Annotated in this window: 14 protein-coding genes and 1 pseudogene; 4 read left to right on the plus strand and 11 right to left on the minus strand. The window is 58.6% G+C overall.

Going from position 1 to position 17,742, the window contains the following annotated elements:
• Positions 1-17: 17 nt before the first annotated feature.
• From ABIB06_RS22170 to ABIB06_RS22205, 8 genes are read right to left on the minus strand one after another with little or no spacing between them, the layout of a single operon-like run.
• Complete coding sequence (locus ABIB06_RS22170; protein ID WP_354052091.1) at positions 18-806, minus strand: ABC transporter permease; 789 nt, start codon at positions 804-806, stop codon at positions 18-20.
• 3 nt (positions 807-809) lie between these two features.
• Positions 810-1,724: a nodulation factor ABC transporter ATP-binding protein NodI gene (gene nodI, locus ABIB06_RS22175; RefSeq protein ID WP_354052093.1), complete on the minus strand. Its 915-nt coding sequence runs from the start codon at positions 1,722-1,724 to the stop codon at positions 810-812.
• A gap of 4 nt (positions 1,725-1,728) precedes the next feature.
• Positions 1,729-3,441, minus strand: a complete 1,713-nt coding sequence (gene nodU / locus ABIB06_RS22180) for a nodulation protein NodU (RefSeq protein ID WP_354052094.1) — start codon at positions 3,439-3,441, stop codon at positions 1,729-1,731.
• 12 nt (positions 3,442-3,453) lie between these two features.
• A complete protein-coding gene (gene nodS / locus ABIB06_RS22185; RefSeq protein ID WP_247457881.1) occupies positions 3,454-4,083 on the minus strand; it encodes a nodulation methyltransferase NodS in 630 nt (209 codons plus the stop codon).
• A gap of 24 nt (positions 4,084-4,107) precedes the next feature.
• Complete coding sequence (gene nodC / locus ABIB06_RS22190) at positions 4,108-5,466, minus strand: chitooligosaccharide synthase NodC (protein WP_354052095.1); 1,359 nt, start codon at positions 5,464-5,466, stop codon at positions 4,108-4,110.
• A gap of 14 nt (positions 5,467-5,480) precedes the next feature.
• The gene (gene nodB, locus ABIB06_RS22195) at positions 5,481-6,140 is read right to left on the minus strand and encodes a chitooligosaccharide deacetylase NodB (RefSeq protein ID WP_354069876.1); all 660 of its coding nucleotides are present in this window, start codon (positions 6,138-6,140) and stop codon (positions 5,481-5,483) included.
• Complete coding sequence (locus tag ABIB06_RS22200) at positions 6,137-6,769, minus strand: NodA family N-acyltransferase (protein WP_354052098.1); 633 nt, start codon at positions 6,767-6,769, stop codon at positions 6,137-6,139. Before ABIB06_RS22200 ends, nodB begins: the two co-directional genes overlap by 4 nt.
• A complete protein-coding gene (locus ABIB06_RS22205) occupies positions 6,760-7,182 on the minus strand; it encodes a response regulator transcription factor (protein WP_354052110.1) in 423 nt (140 codons plus the stop codon). Before ABIB06_RS22205 ends, ABIB06_RS22200 begins: the two co-directional genes overlap by 10 nt.
• A 443-nt stretch (positions 7,183-7,625) precedes the next feature.
• On the opposite strand from ABIB06_RS22205, the gene ABIB06_RS22210 reads away from it, so the two are divergent.
• The 4 genes and pseudogenes from ABIB06_RS22210 (at position 7,626) to ABIB06_RS22225 (ending at position 14,112) form a co-directional block, all read left to right on the plus strand.
• Positions 7,626-8,570 carry a LysR family transcriptional regulator gene (locus ABIB06_RS22210; RefSeq protein ID WP_354052100.1) on the plus strand — a complete coding sequence of 315 codons (945 nt, stop codon included), beginning with the start codon at positions 7,626-7,628 and terminating at the stop codon, positions 8,568-8,570.
• Between the two features lie 1,771 nt (positions 8,571-10,341).
• Positions 10,342-11,061 (plus strand): MerR family transcriptional regulator, encoded by a 720-nt coding sequence (locus tag ABIB06_RS22215; protein ID WP_354069874.1) that lies wholly within the window; start codon positions 10,342-10,344, stop codon positions 11,059-11,061.
• Positions 11,062-12,379: 1,318 nt separating this feature from the next.
• Positions 12,380-12,973, plus strand: a pseudogene (locus ABIB06_RS22220) (aminotransferase class I/II-fold pyridoxal phosphate-dependent enzyme); the annotation flags it as partial.
• 401 nt (positions 12,974-13,374) lie between these two features.
• Entirely contained in the window at positions 13,375-14,112 is a 738-nt protein-coding gene (locus tag ABIB06_RS22225) for an outer membrane protein (RefSeq protein ID WP_247457888.1), read from the plus strand.
• Positions 14,113-14,600: 488 nt separating this feature from the next.
• On the opposite strand, the gene ABIB06_RS22230 is transcribed toward ABIB06_RS22225, so the two are convergent.
• The 3 genes from ABIB06_RS22230 to ABIB06_RS22240 form a co-directional block, all read right to left on the minus strand.
• Positions 14,601-14,798 (minus strand): response regulator transcription factor, encoded by a 198-nt coding sequence (locus ABIB06_RS22230; protein WP_354053215.1) that lies wholly within the window; start codon positions 14,796-14,798, stop codon positions 14,601-14,603.
• A gap of 15 nt (positions 14,799-14,813) precedes the next feature.
• A complete protein-coding gene (locus ABIB06_RS22235) occupies positions 14,814-15,326 on the minus strand; it encodes an autoinducer binding domain-containing protein (protein WP_354053216.1) in 513 nt (170 codons plus the stop codon).
• Between the two features lie 1,756 nt (positions 15,327-17,082).
• Entirely contained in the window at positions 17,083-17,166 is an 84-nt protein-coding gene (locus ABIB06_RS22240) for a hypothetical protein (protein ID WP_247458304.1), read from the minus strand.
• Between the last annotated feature and the right edge of the window lie 576 nt (positions 17,167-17,742).

The raw sequence follows: 17,742 nt of genomic DNA on the forward strand, positions 1-17,742 counted from the left end.
TTTAGGTCTTGTTCGTCTCACCGCATCAAGCGCTGCCGAAGCAGCACGGCCGAGACGAGGAAGGGAAATGCTGCGAAGATGCAAAGTGCGCCCACATGCAATCCGACGCTCTCGACCGGCCGACCGAGCATTGCTGGACGAATGAGATCGACCGAATGAGTCAGCGGCAATAAGGCCGCGATGCGTTGAAATGAACCGGGCAACTGGCTCATTGGGAAGATCGTCCCGCTCAAATACATCATGGGCGTGAGAATGAGCGACTGGTAGAAGATGAAGTAGTCGTGGCTCGGTGCAAGTGCTGAAACGACCATTGCAAGGCTCGCGAAAGTAACGCCAGTGAGGGCGATGGCTGGTAACGCATAGGGGATGGATGACCACTCTGCGTAACCCAGCGCGACGGCGACAATCGTGATCGCCGTCCCGGCGAGCAAGGCCTTGCTCGCTGCCCATGCCACTTCACCAAGAACAATGTCGCCGAGCGTAAGGGGCGTACAGAGCATTGCCTCCCACGTGCAATTTGTCTGCATGCGAGCGTAAGCCGCATAGATCGTTTCGAAGGTTGCGGAGACCATCGCGCTTGTGGCGACCATGCCAGCCGCCAGAAACGATATGTATGAGGTCCCCTCAACGCCACCTATGATCATTCCAAGGCCAAAACCGAGACCGAACAGAGAGCTCATCGGCTCGGCCAGATTCCCAAGAATCGATGCCAGAGCGACTTTCCGCCAGACCAGAAAATTGCGGCGCCATACCGCGATCCAGTTCCATGGATTAGCAGGGAGCGCCGGCGCAAAACGTTGCCACATCGTTCAGTCCTTTATCTCTCGCCCGGTTAGCCGCAAGAAGACATCCTCCAGATTTGGAGGACGCTGCAGAAGGCGGAGATCCGTGCGGTTGGCAAGCCGGAGGCGCACCTGCTCTGGATCCGTGACATAGCAGAAGAGCGTCTCCCCGCTCACCTCAGCGCGCTGCACTTGGGGTCTGACCAGCGGCAGCAGTTCATGCGGATTACCGCCGTAAATCTCGATCACGTGGCAGCCGATCTGCTGCTCGATCAGCGCGTGAGGCGCACCTTCGGCGATCTTGCGGCCGTGCTCAAGCACGCACAGGCGGTCGCACAATCGCTCCGCCTCTTCCATGAAGTGGGTGGTGAGAAGGATCGTTTTGCCGCGCCCTAATAGCGAGCGCAAGCGTTCCCAGATCAGGTGACGGCCGTGCGGATCGAGGCCCGTCGTCGGCTCATCAAGCACCAGGAGCTGCGGGTCGTTAATGAGGGCCCGCGCCAGCGTCAGGCGTCGCTTCATGCCGCCGGACAGTTCGGCGACGCGGGCATCCGCCTTGTTCTCCAGGCGCGCGAATTCGAGTAGGGACGGCGTGACCGCTTTCACCTCAGCCGCGCTCATGGCGAAGTAGCGCCCGAAAACGAGCAAGTTTTCGCGCACCGTAAGCTGAAGATCAAGGTTATCGAACTGTGGGACAACCCCGATCCCCCGCCGCGCCAAGCGCGCCCGTGCCGGCACTGGCTCCCCGAGCACGCATATCTTACCTGCGTCGGGCGACGCAACACCCAGGATCAAACGCGCAAGCGTGCTTTTACCCGCGCCGTTTGGTCCCAGCAGACCGAAGCACTCTCCCGGCGCGACCGTAAACGAGAGAGCGTCCACGACGAGCCTGTCGTCGTAGAACTTGCTCACCTGGAAAAGTTCGACTGCCGCGGCTGACATTTGTTTACGCCATCGCGACGGACGTTGTTCGCGCCGCTTTCTCGCTCGCGCGCTTTTTTGTCCAAAGCAGGCCGTCACACCATACGTGATCGACGCGTCCCCACTGGCACGCGGCGGCAGCATCCGGGAAAAAGCCGCGTCCATGCAGATTGGCGCTGGTATTGCAAAGCAGCGGAATGGCTGTGAGCTTCTCGTACTCGACGAGAAGCTCGGCCACTTTATGCTGAGAGGTTCTGGAAACGGTCTGTAGACGAGCAGATCCATCGAGATGCACGACGGCGGGAATTTTCTCGCGCCATTCCGGTCGGGTCTGGTGATCGAACAGCATGTACGGATCGGGTATCCCAGGGCTAAAAATCTCCGCCGCACGATCCTCCAGGCATATCGGCGCTACCGGCCTGAAATGCTCACGAAGTTTGATGTCGTTGAGATGATCTTTCATTCCTTCCCAGCTTGCAGCCGCGAGAATGCTTCTGCCACCCAAGGCTCGTGGTCCGAGCTCGGCACGCCCGGCAAGGAAGATCACGGGCTTGTCGCAAGCGAGGATTGCCGCAAGTTCGCCCATAGTGCAGGGCGCGCCCTCCCATTCGGGCGGGACTTCGCTGGGACGAAGGGCCGGTCCACTGTAGACCGACCATTCCAGAGCTCTAAAGCCCTGCTGTGCCGCCAGTGCAGAGCAAGCAGCACCAATGGCTGAGCCGCTGTCGTTCGGAAAGGGCGGCACCCACACGATATCGAACAGGCCTATCGCACGAAATGCACTATTCCACTTAATATTCAGGCCACAGCCGCCGGCTATGCAGAGGTTACGCGCCCCCGCAAGATCCGAATGCCGCTCCACAACATCAGCAATGGTGCGAACCAGCAGACGCTCTAGGAAGACGTGAAATGACGCAAGGACGTCTTCGGCTTGCTTTCCCTTCAATCGCACTGCGCACGCATCGAAGAAGTCGTGCAGAGCTTCAAGTGGCGATTGTGAGCTGTTGATCTCTTCAGGCTCAGGACAAGCGCCCTCAGCATCCGCGGCAAAGTGCGCCTCATAAAGTTCCTGAAACGTCTTAATACTGTCCTCGTCGGGGGATCCCAGGGCGATATAGGCCATCAGCTTGCCGGCAATACCGAGATCCCAGCTGGTCCGGTCTGCCCGCCTGTAAGGTCCAAAGTGATGTCCTGCCGTCGCATAGGCGTGACCTATCATCGGAAACAGGCACTCGATGAACCGGATGCCGTGAGGCTCGACATAGTAGAGGCGTGGAAACATGCAGCCGTCCCACACCAAGCAAAAAGCAGATTGTGCGGATTTGGCAAACGAGCTGGCGCAGTATGCGGATGCTACGTGCCCGGTGACATGGGGATAGCTTTGATAGGGATATAGCTTCCCGTCAAGCATGAGGCCGATGCGATCGCGGGACGTCAGGGGGCTATCGCCTTGCCGTTCGACATACGGCGCGCCCTTGAGCTTGATCGTCGTCGTCCCACTAAGGACTTCAAACTGGGACTCGAACTCTCCATCCCAGCCATCAATGACGAACTGATCAACATCGTTCGGATCCAGCCCGTGCTCCGCCAAGGCGCTAACAACCGCATCCAGGTTTTCAATGGTTTGATAACGCGGATTGTTGTTCAGCTTCTCCTGTTCGATACAAAACACCACCCGGCCGTCCTCGATCAGAGCGACTGCCCCGTCATGCGTCAACTTGATACCGCAGATACGCATAGTGGCTCCTTTTCAAGCTCGGCCGTTGGGAGGGATCGAAGTTCGCTCCGGATTGCGAAAGCGGACCAACAAGCAGTCTTCGTCAGTCGACTGCCCCTGGCACTGCACGCGTTCGACCTCAATGAGCGCTTCAGTCAAAATCGTGATGACTGTCTCGGCGCCAGCGACATGCCCCCATCGCCTGCAGGTCGCATCACGTGCAGATCCGAAGACCAGATGCCCACGTGGAGCAAGCATCTTCACCATCTTGTCGATTGCGGTACGCATCCGTGTCATGTCTTCGAGATAGTAGAGAACTTCGGCCACCACGATCAGATCGAACAGCTCTTCGGTCGAGAACTGCAGAATATCGGTCGCCGCCCAGCTGATATGTGACCACCTCTTGGTCCGCTGGACCGCTCGACCGATCGCTCGCGGCATAACATCGATGACTGTGAGCCGTTTGCAGTGAGGAGCAAGCTTGTCTGTGAATGCACCGGCCGCGCACCCGATCTCGAGGCCGGCTGAGACGGCGCCGTTCGACAGCGATAGCCGTAGCAACTGGGTGTGACGCTCACGTTCGAACGGATTGTCGTCAAGCCGCCACGGGTCATCGTTTGCCAGCTCCCGCTCCAGCGACTGATATGTCTTGTCCACGCTCACCACTGAATCCCCCTACAAAGCTGCTCAGTCAGTCTCGGCCACAATGCCACCAGGCGCGATCAGCTGCGAGGGAGCGCGCGAAAGACCTGCCCCGCGAATTGAGCCAGGCGTTTCCGATGCCGGGTTAAGGCTTGGTCCAGTTGTCGCGTCTGCGATCGAGACCTTCGATTCATCGACGTCTGACGATTTCGCTACTTTGCGCGAGAGCCAGTCGCTGTTGCTCAAGGTACAGAGCGCATAGGCTTTCATCGGGAGCAGGAGGAAGATGTTGATCGGTGTGTGCAGCGAGAAGCCGATAAATCGAAGCTCACGGGCACGAAGGGCCGCTACGCTGCATCGAATCATGGTCATCGCGCCGATGGTCAGACCGGTCCACCAGGGCACGGTGCCGGTGAGCGCGAGCTGAGCGAGCGCGGCAATCGTTGAGATGGCGAGCAGCAGCGGCCCGAGGTTCTGTCCGAGCACGTCGAGCGTAAGGTACCAGTCCAGGCTGGGCAACAGGTGCAAACCGAGCAGCGTGTCGCGGTAAGTGCTCCGCGCCCAGCGGAGCTGTTGCCGCAGATATGGCAAGAGCCTGTCCGGGACCACCGTGGCGGCGATGGCGTCCGGAACGTACTCGGTTCGAAACCCTGCCTTGAGCATGAGGATCGTCAGATGGCGGTCCTCACCGAAGTCGCTCGGCTTTCCCCGGAAGAACTGCGTCTCGTACTGGTCGAGCAGCAAGAGCAGCGCGGAGCGGCGGTACATGGCACACGGCCCGCAGCAGCACATGACGGCGCCAAAGCGCGTCTGCGCCGCGCGCTCTTCGTTGCAAGCCAACCAGTACTCCATGTCGATCAATCGGGTCAGCCAGCTGTCGCTCCGGTTGCTGGCGGTCAATTGCCCCATGGCCGCGCCGATGGCTGGATCCTGCATCTTGCCTACGAGCTTGCTGACCACGTCACTGGCGATTTCCGTGTCGGAATCGACGTTGAGCACGAGATCGCCGAACGACCGGCGTATCGCTGCGATCTGCGCCTTGCGCTTTCCAACGTTGCTTGGCAGCAGAATGACCGTGAACCTCGGGTCATACGCGTAGCTCCCATGGACCGGGGCCACTGCACCGACATTTGCAGAGCCGTCATCGACCACATAGACTTGCAATCGGCCTGGGTAATCCTGGCTTGCGAGAGATTTCAGGCAGGCCGCCAGCGTCCGCGGATCCTCGTTGAAGCAGGGCACGATGACATCCACGCTGGGCAGAGCTTCGGTGTCGACGAGGTCGTACGGCGGCAGTGAGGCGTCGGTTCGCAGCGCATAAAGCGCCTGCGCGCTCTTATGGACGCTGGAGAGCAACGCGTAGGAGGCAACAGCAGCGGTGCTGATGGTGGCAAGCAGGCTCATGGGAATTGATCTATTCAGTGAGTTTGAGGAAGCGACCGGATTGCAAATCCAAGGTCATGCAGTGCTGGAATAAGCTGGGCGAGCGCCGTCACAGTCTGGTCGCGCCGCCCAGAGTGAGGGGAGCGTTCCAACTCGTCGGGAGGGCACCCGTCGTGCAGGAGCACGATTGCCCCCGGCCGGACCGAGGCCAGCACCGCGGCAACAATCGCCTCGCCGCCAGGACGAGACCAGTCTTGCGGGTCCACTGACCAGTGCAGGGCTGCCAGTTCGGCCTTCGCCGACGCGGCGAGGGCCTCCTTGGTCCAACTCCCATACGGCGCACGCATGTGCCGCACAGAAGCTCGGGGGCAGGCCATCACGATGACCTTGTTCGTCGTGAGGATCTCATATTCCACCTCATCCGGCATGCATTTGGATAAATCCGGGTGCGTCATTGTGTGGTTTGCGAGTTCGTGCCCTTCTGCAATGATGCGCTGGATCAGCTCCGGCTGGCCCGCTGCATATGCACCAATCACGCAGAAAGTGGCGGGGGCCCGATGCTGCGCCAGCACATCCAGGATAGCCGGCGTGCAATGCGGGTTGGGACCATCATCAAACGTCAGATAGACACAGCGCTCTCCGCCCAAGTCGGCGCAGTCGCTCCGCGCTTCAGTCTCGTTGGCTGCGGTGGTCACAGTTCTGGCCCGTTCCGTTCAATCATCTCACCGGCCGGCCATTCGCTCATTGGCCTCGCAATCGGCAGAACGAGGCCGACCACGTCCTCCACGCGCGTCGGAGGCACAGTGAGATAGATATCCGGACGAGCTGACCGGACACGGAGCCCTGGCAGAACAGTCGCCAATCCCTGTCGCCCGAGCAGCCTGGTAATATGTTTCTGCAGGGCGGATCGGACCGTGCCAAAGCCGAACGGCACCCCAAGGTCTCGCAACACGGGATACATCACGCGGATGGAGTGGCTGATGCCGAGCCCCTCGAGATCCGGGCGTACCCCGTACAATCCGAGTTCAGCCACAAGCAGGTCGACCTCACCCACTTTTATGAAGCGGCGCAGTGCGCCGATGTGAATCGCGATGCCACGATCATCGTAGCCGATCGCCCGAATCTCAGGCCTTGCGCCGGCCCAGCTTCGATGACCTTCAAAGGGTTTTGCATTGAATGCCCCGGTCGGACCATAGGTCTTCCGGAAGAAGTCGGACAATTCAATATGGTCAGCAAGTTGAAGCTCATTCTCCCAGCACAGCCTCCAACGAACTGGAGGGCGCGCCGAAACACCTCGTGTGGATCCGGGCGCGATCATTTCCATAGAGAGTAATTCCTGTTCATTATCTGGCTCCTGACGCAGGCCAACAGTTCGCTGCGCTCGAAAGGCTTGCTCAAGAACTGGAGTCCAGCTTGGAGGGGTCGACTCATATCGTCTTCGGAGTTGTCTGTGAGCACAACGGTGGGAATCACGCCTCCGGATCCAGCCAGATGATGGAAAATCTCACAGCCACTCATCACGCTCGACTGCATGTCCGCGATCAAGCACGACGTGATCAAACGGCGGCCCGATTTCAAGAACTCGTCTGCGCTCTCGAAGGGTTCGGGTACGTAGCCCGCGGAAAACACCACATCTGTCAGAGCTTCACGCACTGACCGATTTGCATTCACAATGGATACGACGTCGAGCGTGTGCGCAACTCGCATCAGATTCGCCAAGGACGCCTTCGCTTGCATGTTCCGCACGATTTCTCCGCAGCAACGACGCAATCGGATGCGACCAAACCTCGTTTGGTACCCGCAACCGAAGGGGTCCAACTGGAGGGAAATATACGACCAGCTTGAGCCTTGGCTCAATTCTACGGCGGTACACGGCCGGTATAGAATGGGTTGGCGAAGCCATACGAAGGTTTGCTCGTCCTAAACGCCGACGCGCATTTGCGGATCCCCCACCGTGCTAGCTCGCCGAGATATGACTTGCGCAACACGCACGAAACTGCGACCGCACGCTTCAGATGTCTTGATCGATCCCTGGCGCTGGGCTGAGACGCGCTACGATATGTAACCATTCTGATAGATCTGACATCTCGCTAAACTATCCTTTGCTATTCTCATTCGGTACAAGTGGTAAAATCGATTGTATCGATAGAACACATTCATACCGTGGATCACTCAAGATTATGCGTTTCAAGGGACTCGATCTGAATCTCCTCGTCGCGTTCGACGCCCTGGTGACGCAAGGCAATCTCACTGCGGCGGCAAGAAGCATCAACCTCAGTCAACCTGCCATGAGTGCTGCCGTCGCGCGGCTTCGCACTTACTTTCGCGATGAGCTATTCACGATGAGGGGCCGGAAGCTTGTCCCAACACCGCGGGCTCAAGCGCTCGCTGCCCCGATTCGCGAGGCTCTCGCTCACATTCAGCTCTCGATCATTTCTCCGGACGGCTTCACTCCGTCTCAATCGAATCGGCGATTCAGGATTATCCTGTCCGACTTCATGACTGTCGTGTTTCTTCGACCTATCGTGGACCGCGTCGCGCGGGAAGCTCCGACAATCAATTTCGAGTTGCTGCCGCCGGTGGAGGAACCCGATGAACTTCTCCGGCGCGGTGAGGTCGATTTTCTCATGTATCCCGAGATGTTCATGTCGAGTGCGCATCCCAAGGCGGCTCTGTTCGAGGACACTTTCGCTTGCGTGGGCTGCCCGATGAACAAGCAGCTGGCGCCGCGACTTACGTTCGAGATGTACACGTCGATCGGGCACGTGGAAGCCCAGTTCGGGCGCACCCTGAGGCCCCTCTTCCAGGAATGGCTCTTGCTCGAGCATGGTTTCAAGATACGCACCGAGGTCGCGGTGCAGGGTTTTGGTATGATTCCGCCTATGTTATTGGGCACCAACCGTATAGCGAGCATGCCCTCAAGACTGGTCAGCCATTTCGCAAACACGATGCCCCTGCGGGTCATCGAACCTCCGCTGCGACTTCTCACATTCACCGAGGCCGTCCAATGGCCGGCCATTCATAATACTGATCCTGCAAGCATTTGGATGCGCAACATGTTCTTGCAACAGGCATCCTTGATGGTCTCTCGGACCGAGACCAACCAACGTCACGGCCTATTCTAGGATTGTTCGGCCGAACCAGATCTACGCCAGCCTCGAAGCTCCAGAGCTCGCTGGTGTTCGGCCTTTCAACCTTGGCGCGCTTGAGCGTAGTTTGATCGCGTCGACGGCGCCGTGGATCCCGCGCTGCGGTGACGATCGTGCCAGGAACAACCTGGATCCACTCGCCAAGAGCTCGCGACATTGTCCCGCTGCGCGCGTGCTTGGAGGATGAGTTTTGATGATGAGAGGACGGCAACTGTGCCAATGTATGGCGCACGGAAGCGCTCGCCGCTCCCATTTGCCAAGCCCTGCTCCACCTGCAGCTCTTGATCATCTCGGGCGACATGATCAATCCAGCCACATCGGATCGTGGGACATCCTTTGGGATCTGGCGACAGTCGTGTTACTTTCGAAAGTGTCGTGGCGGGTGGCGCGCGGGATGCCGCCGCCGTCAGTTCCGAATTACGGCCCCTGCCGCTGACCCGGAAGAGCTACTTCGGTGCGATAACATGATTTGCCTATCTTACCCCAAAGCATCTATGTCCAGCGCACGCACACCAAAGCGATCTTGTTCGAGAATGAAAGTGAGTGAGCTTCCGGACGAGCAAGCCATTACCCGCGACAGCTGGACGGCGCTCGCAACACTGATCCAGCTCACGTGTGGATATGCGAGCTATTGCTGTAGGAGCTATGACACGTCCTTGTTTTCCCAAGGCGGTGGCTGCGCGGCGCCGGCGCTCGTTGACCCGTTTTGAGCGCCTCCACGTTCAACGGATACTCGAGCGTCCTTCGAGGCTCGGTCCTCATCGCGAGTAACGTTTCGCCAGCCGCGCGGGGTGCGCTTGCGTTGAGAAACATGCCGGGAATGGTTTTGCGGCGCGCCTTATCCGACGCTTTGCGTCGCAGACTTGCCCGTTGAAGAGTAGCCATCATCTTGGCGCATTCCCAAACCCGATGTTGCCACGCGCGAACAACTCCATCGCGCCCACAAAGCCATCTCAACAGGACTAGCAGCGTGTCGAAAACGGTGTTAGGCGCCGAGCGGGCGGCCACGCCACGATGTGGTGGTAGGAATACTCTGCGTGATTGACCAATCAACATTTGGCTCGACGATAGATCACAGCAAGGATTGCGACTGAAAGAGGCCATCTGATCAGATCAGTCCTGTGTCCGGCCGCAATTCCTTAAACTGTGTCGCAAGAGCAAGCGGAGCTGCATGTACCTGCTTTCGCTTCGCGTGGCGATCAGATAGCAGATGGCCACTGCTGCGGCAGCGTCCAGCAAAAATTGCACGGTTTCGGTTAGGCAGCGTTGGACAAAAGGGAAGCAAACGCCGTGTTGCACAGCGGCACCACACGAACGCACCTGTCACATTCTTTCGCCCAAGTCGCCGCTCCGTCTACTTTTTGCCCCACCACAGCCAAACGGCTTCGTCACGTGCAGCGAAGGTGCGGCAAATCAAAGGAGCTTACTGTTGGAGAAGCCAAGCGGAGTCTACGACCCCGAGGATCTCGCGAGCTTGGGAAACCTTTTTGATCGAGCAATCGCGTCTTTACCGACATGCATGCGAACCAGCGAGAATCGCGTGGCGATCGCCAGACTTGTGATGCACCGCGCAGCGAGGGCCGAATTGGCGTCGCTGGCGAACTTGATGCTTGCGCTTGTCTCGGCTGGTTGATCAACAGCTTGCGCTCAGTGCTCCTGGGGTTCGCAGCAAGAGACCATCATCTAGATCATTGAAATAACTTGATTCTCACGTGACGTCAGGTTGTAGGCTTGCAAATTGAGGACCATGACAAACGCCACACCACGACGGCGCCGATGGCGCATTGGAGAACTTGCAGAGGCGACCGGCGTAACGGTACGCACTCTGCATCACTACGAACATACCGGGTTGTTGACGGCCGCCGAACGTACCGATGGCGGTCACCGCATGTACGATCGTGAAAGCCAACAACGCGTCTCTCAGATACGGGCGCTACGTGAGCTCGGCTTCTCGCTTCCTGAGATCCGCAAAGCCATCGAGGGACAGACGTCTCTCACGGACTTAGTGCGCAACCATCTGGAGCGAATTGAAGTTCAAGTCGCGCGGGCGACATTATTACGGGATCGATTGCGCAATATGACGACGCAAGGTGAGACAGAAGTTAGTGTCGACGAGCTGCCGGCCACGTTGGATGCAATGTCGCGGATTGAGGAGCGTACCCCCTCGACCATCTGCACGTGCGCCTCTAACGCCAGCCGCGAAGATCGGTGGCGGAAGATTCGGGACGAGCTACGAAGCTGCATGCTTCGGGGCGAGCCGCCATGCAGTGAGCGACCAAATGCGGTCGCGCGTCAGGCCCGTTCGCTGCTGACTGAGATCGCAGGAGTTGACTCGACTGTCTCGATGATACTGAAGGTGCTGACGCGATTGACCGAACCACACAATCTCGCCGGCTGGGATGCGAGCCTCATGCGATACCTGGATCTCGCCCTCGCCGCGCTGGAGAACCGGCTCGGAAAGAATTGACGCGCCGGCTGCTCGAACTCGGTTGCTCGAATGTCTGTAACTGAATGAGCTGATGCTGATCCTTGTCTGACTGAGGATCGTTGGCCCGCAGCAATTCGCCTGCGAATGTGCGTCGTCGGCACTCTTTGGGGACTTTCGCTCTGCCAAGCTCGACGAGCACGCTTCGAAGTACTTGATTCGTACGTAGCGTCAAACTGTACCTTCTAAAAGCATCGACGCAGCGGCGGGGCGAGCGACAGCGCGCCGGCTAGCCCAATGGAGACTCCAATGATCTGCATCACTTTCGGAAGTTCCCGGTGAGAGCGCTGGGCGAGAACAAGTCAGTGGACGAAGTCTTTGGCCATTGCCGGTGACTCCGCAAATGGCACGCTCTTTACCTTCATGCCGGACTCGACGAAGAATGCTGCAGGGGCAGCCGCTGTCGCCAAGCTCAAGGGTGCAAGCCAATCTGCCGCAGGTTGCACGCTACGCTTATGCCGCAGTTCAAGGATGGGCAAGCTCCGTCAGACGGGCGGGCACCTTCGATGCCAGGCGGGTCGCTGCGGCCGAACCTCGGGCTCAATCGAAAGGGCTATTGCCACGGTTCGATTCGACTCAAAGGGAGACAATGCCGCTCCTGGTCCATCGTTTACCACTGGCGCGACAATACCGTCGAAGCGGTCGCCGAGACCTGACCGCACGCACTAACATCGCACGGAGCGTTGAATGATGAACCATCGGCGGCCTGGCGATTACGCGCTGGTCACGTGCGTCGCAGTCGCCGCAGTCGCGGCATTTCTCGCCCTCGCGGCAATGCTATCACGGCTGTCGTGCACGCCCGAACGGCCGCCCGAAGAGTACGTTCCCATTCGTCTGGTACCACTGGAGTGAGCATCACTTCCACAATCGTAAGGCCGACGAACATCGGCGGCTTCTTCCACTTAGTGAAACTGACGCGCACCTCGCTCTCGGGAGTGAGCTGCCACGTCTTTAGAAGGAACGTAACTTTTGGCAAGATGTCTGTCTGCGGATTACGCGAGTTCAAGCCATTGGCAGCGCTGTTCGGCCGAGTGGACGTGGCGTTCCCTCCCCTCATGAAACAGGTATTCGCTGGGATAACGCCGTGCGCCCGCCTGATCCGCGCTGATCGCTGCCGGACTCTGATCCGGTGCGGCGCTTAGATCTGAGCCCGCCTATGGCAGCCCACCCTCACATTGATGCACGCCTTGCGCTTTCCGGCTCCGAACACAGCGAGCGCATCACGTAGGCTCGATGAAGTCCGTCAGCTGCTCTCGTCGACAAAAGGGAGAACATCAAATTGGATGCAAAACTGAAAACTATGCTTTCCTCGCTCTCGCCGGCGGCTCGCGAATTGGATGCTCTGCCGTCCGGGCGGCCCACCCCCGACAATACTTGCGTGAAACTAAATACGAATGAGAATCCATTTCCTTTGCCCGCCATCGTGATGCGAAGCGCAATTGCAGCTCTTGAGGTGCAATATCGCTATCCGGAAGACGACAATATCAGCTTGAGACAAGCGGCCGCAGCGGCCTACGGGATTGCCACTGATCGCGTGATGGCTGGCAATGGATCGTCTGAACTCCCCAGTCTCATTTACAGAGCCTTTCTTGCCCCGGGCGACGGCATCGCGATGATGTCGCCCGGCTTCTCGTTCAATCGCAAGCTTGCCATGCTGCAAGGGGCCCGGTTCATTGAAATTCCCTGGTCTGAACCCGACTGCTTGCCGATGGACGAGCTGCTTTTCGGTCCGGCTAAACATGCTAAGTTCATTCTGCTGGCCAATCCGAACAATCCGACCGGAACCTTTGTTCCGCTCGCTGAGATCGAGCGTCTCGTTATTGATGATGAGGCATGGGAGTTGTGGGCGCAGTGCCTCTCACCCACTGAGCGGCTGGCGTATATTCGGAAGCATCGCTCTCAGTTCCCGTTCGCAGATTACGATGAAGTGATAGCTGTTGTACGAGGTCGGCGCTTCACCGGTTGCTCATCGGAGCTCCTTCAATGGCGTCACAGGATAAGAGCAAGGACCTGGCAAAGCGCTTTGCTCTTCTCGGTTGCGGTGTGGCTGGGCGCCATATGGCTTGCGGTGCGCTTCATCCGCTGAGATCAGCAGCCCGCTTTTCGCCCAGGCCTATGCAATCTGGTTCGCACGCGAAGGTGCATTGCGAGGCGTGATTCGCAACGCCGCAACCTGACGCAGGGTTCGGTTCAAGCATTCCTTTCGGCCCAAATGTTGCGATGCAGTTACAGCTATTCGTGCGGATGTTGTTAAGACGCGCGAGGCTCGGGGGCACTCAAGACATGAGAGTAGAAATGAAGAACTTGTTGCTTGCGACTGCAAGCATTGTGGCGCTCGGCGCGGTGGCGCCCGCATTCGGCGCGGATCTTGCTGCGCAGCCCGTCCAGCCTCTCTATGCCAAAGCCCCGCAGCCTGTTGCGGCTACGATCTACGAGTGGAGCGGCTACTACGTCGGTTTGAACGGCGGCTTGGGCTCAAGCTCGAATTGCTGGGACTTCAATGGCGGCACGCCTGAGGGCTGCCATGACGCGACCGGCGGTACCGTGGGTGGCCAGATCGGCTATCGAGGGCAGATCGGCCAGATCGTGCTTGGTGTTGAAGGCCAGGGGAACTGGGCTGATTTGAGCGGGTCGAATGACAGCGTCGCGTTTGCGGATAACAACCAGACCAAGATTGATGCGTTCGGCCTGGTAACGGGGCAGATAGGTTATGCCTTCGACAACGTACTGCTTTACGCCAAAGGCGGCGCCGCAGTGACGAGCAACACGTATCAGATTAGCTCGACCCTCACCGGCGCGCAGCTTGGGAGCAGCCAGCACGTTCTTCGGGGGGGCGCTTTGGGAGCCGGCATCGATTACGGCTTCGCACCGAGCTGGTCGGTCAGCCTCGAGTACGACCACCTATTCATGCAGCCCGCAACGGTGCACTTCCCCGCGCCCGCAGGCGGAATCGATCGCATCCGCCAGGATTTCGATCTTGTGACTGCACGGCTCAACTATAAGTTCGGCGGGCCCTTTCTTCTGAAATATTGATCAGCAGTACGAACGGCGGATCGAACGCCCCGGCCCAAGGCCGGGGCTTGCTTTTGCAAGGGCGGGCTTGCTGGATCAAGCAATACCGTTATCGCAGGCGACTAGGTGGTCGCAATCCAGGCCCAAAAACCGCTCCCATCTTGGTCGAGCGGCGGCATCCACAACGAAGCACGCTTGCGAAGATCACTGTCATCGCGCGCGCGTCAGCGATGCGCCGAATAGTCTGCCGTCATGCCCAGTCCACGTCGGATTTAGGCGATCGTGCGAACTTCTCCCGCCTCGAAAACACGACCAACCCTCGGCGGGATGCGCATCTATGCCCCCCAAGACAATCGCGTGATGACAGGCTTGTCAGCTATTCGCCGCAACAGCATCTTCTCCACCTTGGGCTGAACATGTCCTCGCTGATTTTGTCATGTTGCCACGCTGATCAGATCGCTCGCTCGTGACTTCGGCATAGGTCGGTACGGGCCAGCGGCGCCGAAACGTCAGATAAGATCGAGGCGAATCGCCTTGGCAAGGCAATGGGTACGGCTGTTCGTCTCTAGCTTTCGCATCGCGTTCTTCAGGTGAAAGTTCACCGTATTCTCGCTGACTCTCAGGATGGCTCCGATTTCCCAGGATGATTTCCCCTCTCCCACCCAGCGGAGGCAATCCTTTTCTCGTTCGGATAGAACCACTTGCATATGGCATTTCCCCTTCTATGACGGCGCGATTTCTGTGAATGCATGATGAAACTGCCAAGCCAATGCGTTGAAACGACTGAGGCGATACTGAGGGTCAACATCGTCGAACCTGGATGCAAAGGATACGAGGGATAGCTGTCCAAATGGTCCGAACAGTGGTACGGTTACGCCGCGCTTCAGACCGGCCTCTTTGGCCTCGTTCAACACACGCATTTTGCCGGGTTGCAATTGATATTTGTGAGCGAGTTGATCCCATAGAAACTGCGCCGACTGCATCGTCGTACGCCGAACCACAGGATCGATGGCATTGTATCGGCGTTCAGCATAGCGCTCGCACCCCGCGGAAGGAAAGTTCACTGTCACGGCGGCTGGCAGATACTCTGGCCGGCGGGTCGGCTCCGCGTCCGTCAGCGCCCCGTAAGGGACTTGACTGAAGCCCTGTTCGCTCGAACAGCTCACAAGCAGAGCGAACAACACCTCGGGAGATTGACTCTGTTTTGCGCATTCGATGAAGCAAAATAGGTCCATTTGGTGCCTCGCGCCACCGACTTAGGCAAACCGGTGCTGCGTCTTTTGAGTGGATCGACTTGGGCAGGGGCCCTGCGCCACTTCAGCCTCCTCTTGCTTGGAAGTGCTCGACCGAGCGCGACAGTCATACTTCTCGTCATGAGCTGCAATCGATTGGCTGAGATCGGATAGCTGCTCGATAGAGAACATTGTGCATGCGCCTCTTCGGGAGGAGGCGGACCTCAAGCATCCAGCAAATGTCGTACCAGCTGGCGCGCCAGGAGCGCTGCCGCAAAGCAGGAGTGCTGGAGAACTGGCCGCACCACGTTCACTGCTAGAATTCGGACATTCGTCGCAAGAGAGACAACCTTGTTGGGGCTAGCTGAAGAATATATGCTGCATCGGCAAGTACGCGAACGATCGTTTACGAGTTGGCCAGCCTCCCGCCTCTGTTCCGGGGGTCAGCCGAGCTAGCGTAGACCCGGCGCCCGCGTCATCAAGCGAACGGCGAAAGCATTTGAAAGCTGTCATCGCAGCAGGTCATTCCGAGCGCAGGCGGCGGGTGCCTCCAAAGAGCAGTTCATCCCTACCCTATCACTGCAACTCGCCATAGAGTTTCAATCGCGCCCGTGGAATTTCGAGATCTACGCTGGGCTATCCCTGCGTCCCAGCACCGAAGCCTCCGCCAAGCGGCAGACCGCACTCAGAATCAAGCAGTCAACGCTCAGCCGCTGCCTACGCAATCTCGAACACAAGCTCGGCAGCACGCTCCTCCGAGCGCACCAACGGCGGCACGCGACCGACGATCCAATGTCAGGAATTCCTCGGTGCCGCCCGACGCATCGTAGCTGATAGTGAGGCAATGGCGGCACGCCTCAAGATTAGCTCGCGTGGCGAGAGCGGCGATTGGTCATTGGCATTCACACCTCCTCTCAACGGGCTACCCTCCTCGAGCACCGGAACCGCTTCCCCGACGTCGAAAGGCATCTGGTCGACGGATCGAGCGACCATCTAACTTTGACCTCACCAGCTCCGCCATGACCTAGCCTTCCTGGCTGGGCCGAACCCAAGATGGAGTGACAGGTCTGGACTGCCCGCTTAAGTGAGACACGTTCGAGGATGATGTGTAGCAGCACAATCGCCCCTCTGCCGGCGCTCGTACTCGCATTGCCACGCGGTCTTCAGTCCTGAGACCACGGCAGGCGACAGGTTGGGACTGTTTGCCCCGCAACGCCGCCACAGCGCCTCCCGGAGTGATGCCGGCCTGGATCGTCCGCCGGGCCATGACATGCCGGACGACACGGGCGCGAACGTCTCAAGTCCTTCAGCGTGGCAAGAAATGTCTCAACTTCGATCTCAATACCGTGTGCCAGAAGCTGCTGCGCACGACACGCACCCTAACATTATGAGTTCGAACATCGTGAGAGGCATTTCGTGCAGCTCCCCTTCCTACTCCAACGTGATGCGCAACTTCGGGAGGACTCCGCGCCTTAAGCCAAGCCGATGCAGCGTATCGAGGGCGATTCAGGACGCCACCTTCTTCCCGTCGCAGCCAGCATGGATTTGTCGCGTCTGCAACAATGAGCCTGTCTTGGGAGGTTGCCCACGTTCGTTGCTGTCGCATCCAGTTGGACACTGGAGATGGCTGTCTTTTCCATCCGCACGCCACACGCGTCCTTCGGCCATACCGCACCGTTAGTCGGCTCATGGAGCAAGTGCCCGCACTCCTTCACTAAGCGCACAGCGCACTCCTCAAGCCCGCCTCAATGGGTTGCGGCTAAGCGCTAACGACAAAGCCCATCATCGGGAGCGATAAGAGGAACGCCGTCCAGAGTCCTATGCGCAGCGACTGCCGTAACAAACCCAGATGATCCGCCCCAAATTCTTGTGCGATAAAGGGGGCGACGGCCGCCAGCAGAGTGACCCAAAGCCGAGGCTGAAGACATAGACTCTGCCGGCCAACTCTGCCGCGGCGATCGCCTCAATCCCGATGCGTTTAACAAAACCATGATCGGTCGTCATCATCGCGGTTGCCCAACCTGAGTCAGCACCATCGGCCACGCAAGCTTCGCGGTCTAACAAATGAGGTAGGCACATCCCACGCGGCGTCCCGGCGACATCATGATCAGTAGACAATCTCGGCCGTAAGACGAGGCTCTTCGCCTCATCAGCTGCCGCACCAACCATCGAAAACCGTACGTGAAGTTATCGGACAGATCCTCCACGCATTCGCGCACAAAGACGTTCACTCTACGGGGACTTATACTGCTCATGTAGGGCCCTCGCTGAACCACCCACCAAGCCGATCGCGCGCGAGGAGCTCACCTATTGATTTATGGCATCTAGGGTCTGTTGGGATTCAGGATTCTCATCGGGGCTTGGTTGTGATTCAAGCTTGGGATGGACCGATTCGTTTTGACTGACGCCCAATGGGCGA

The organism is Bradyrhizobium sp. LB8.2, from assembly GCF_040548035.1.
Classification (GTDB): Bacteria; Pseudomonadota; Alphaproteobacteria; order Rhizobiales; family Xanthobacteraceae; genus Bradyrhizobium.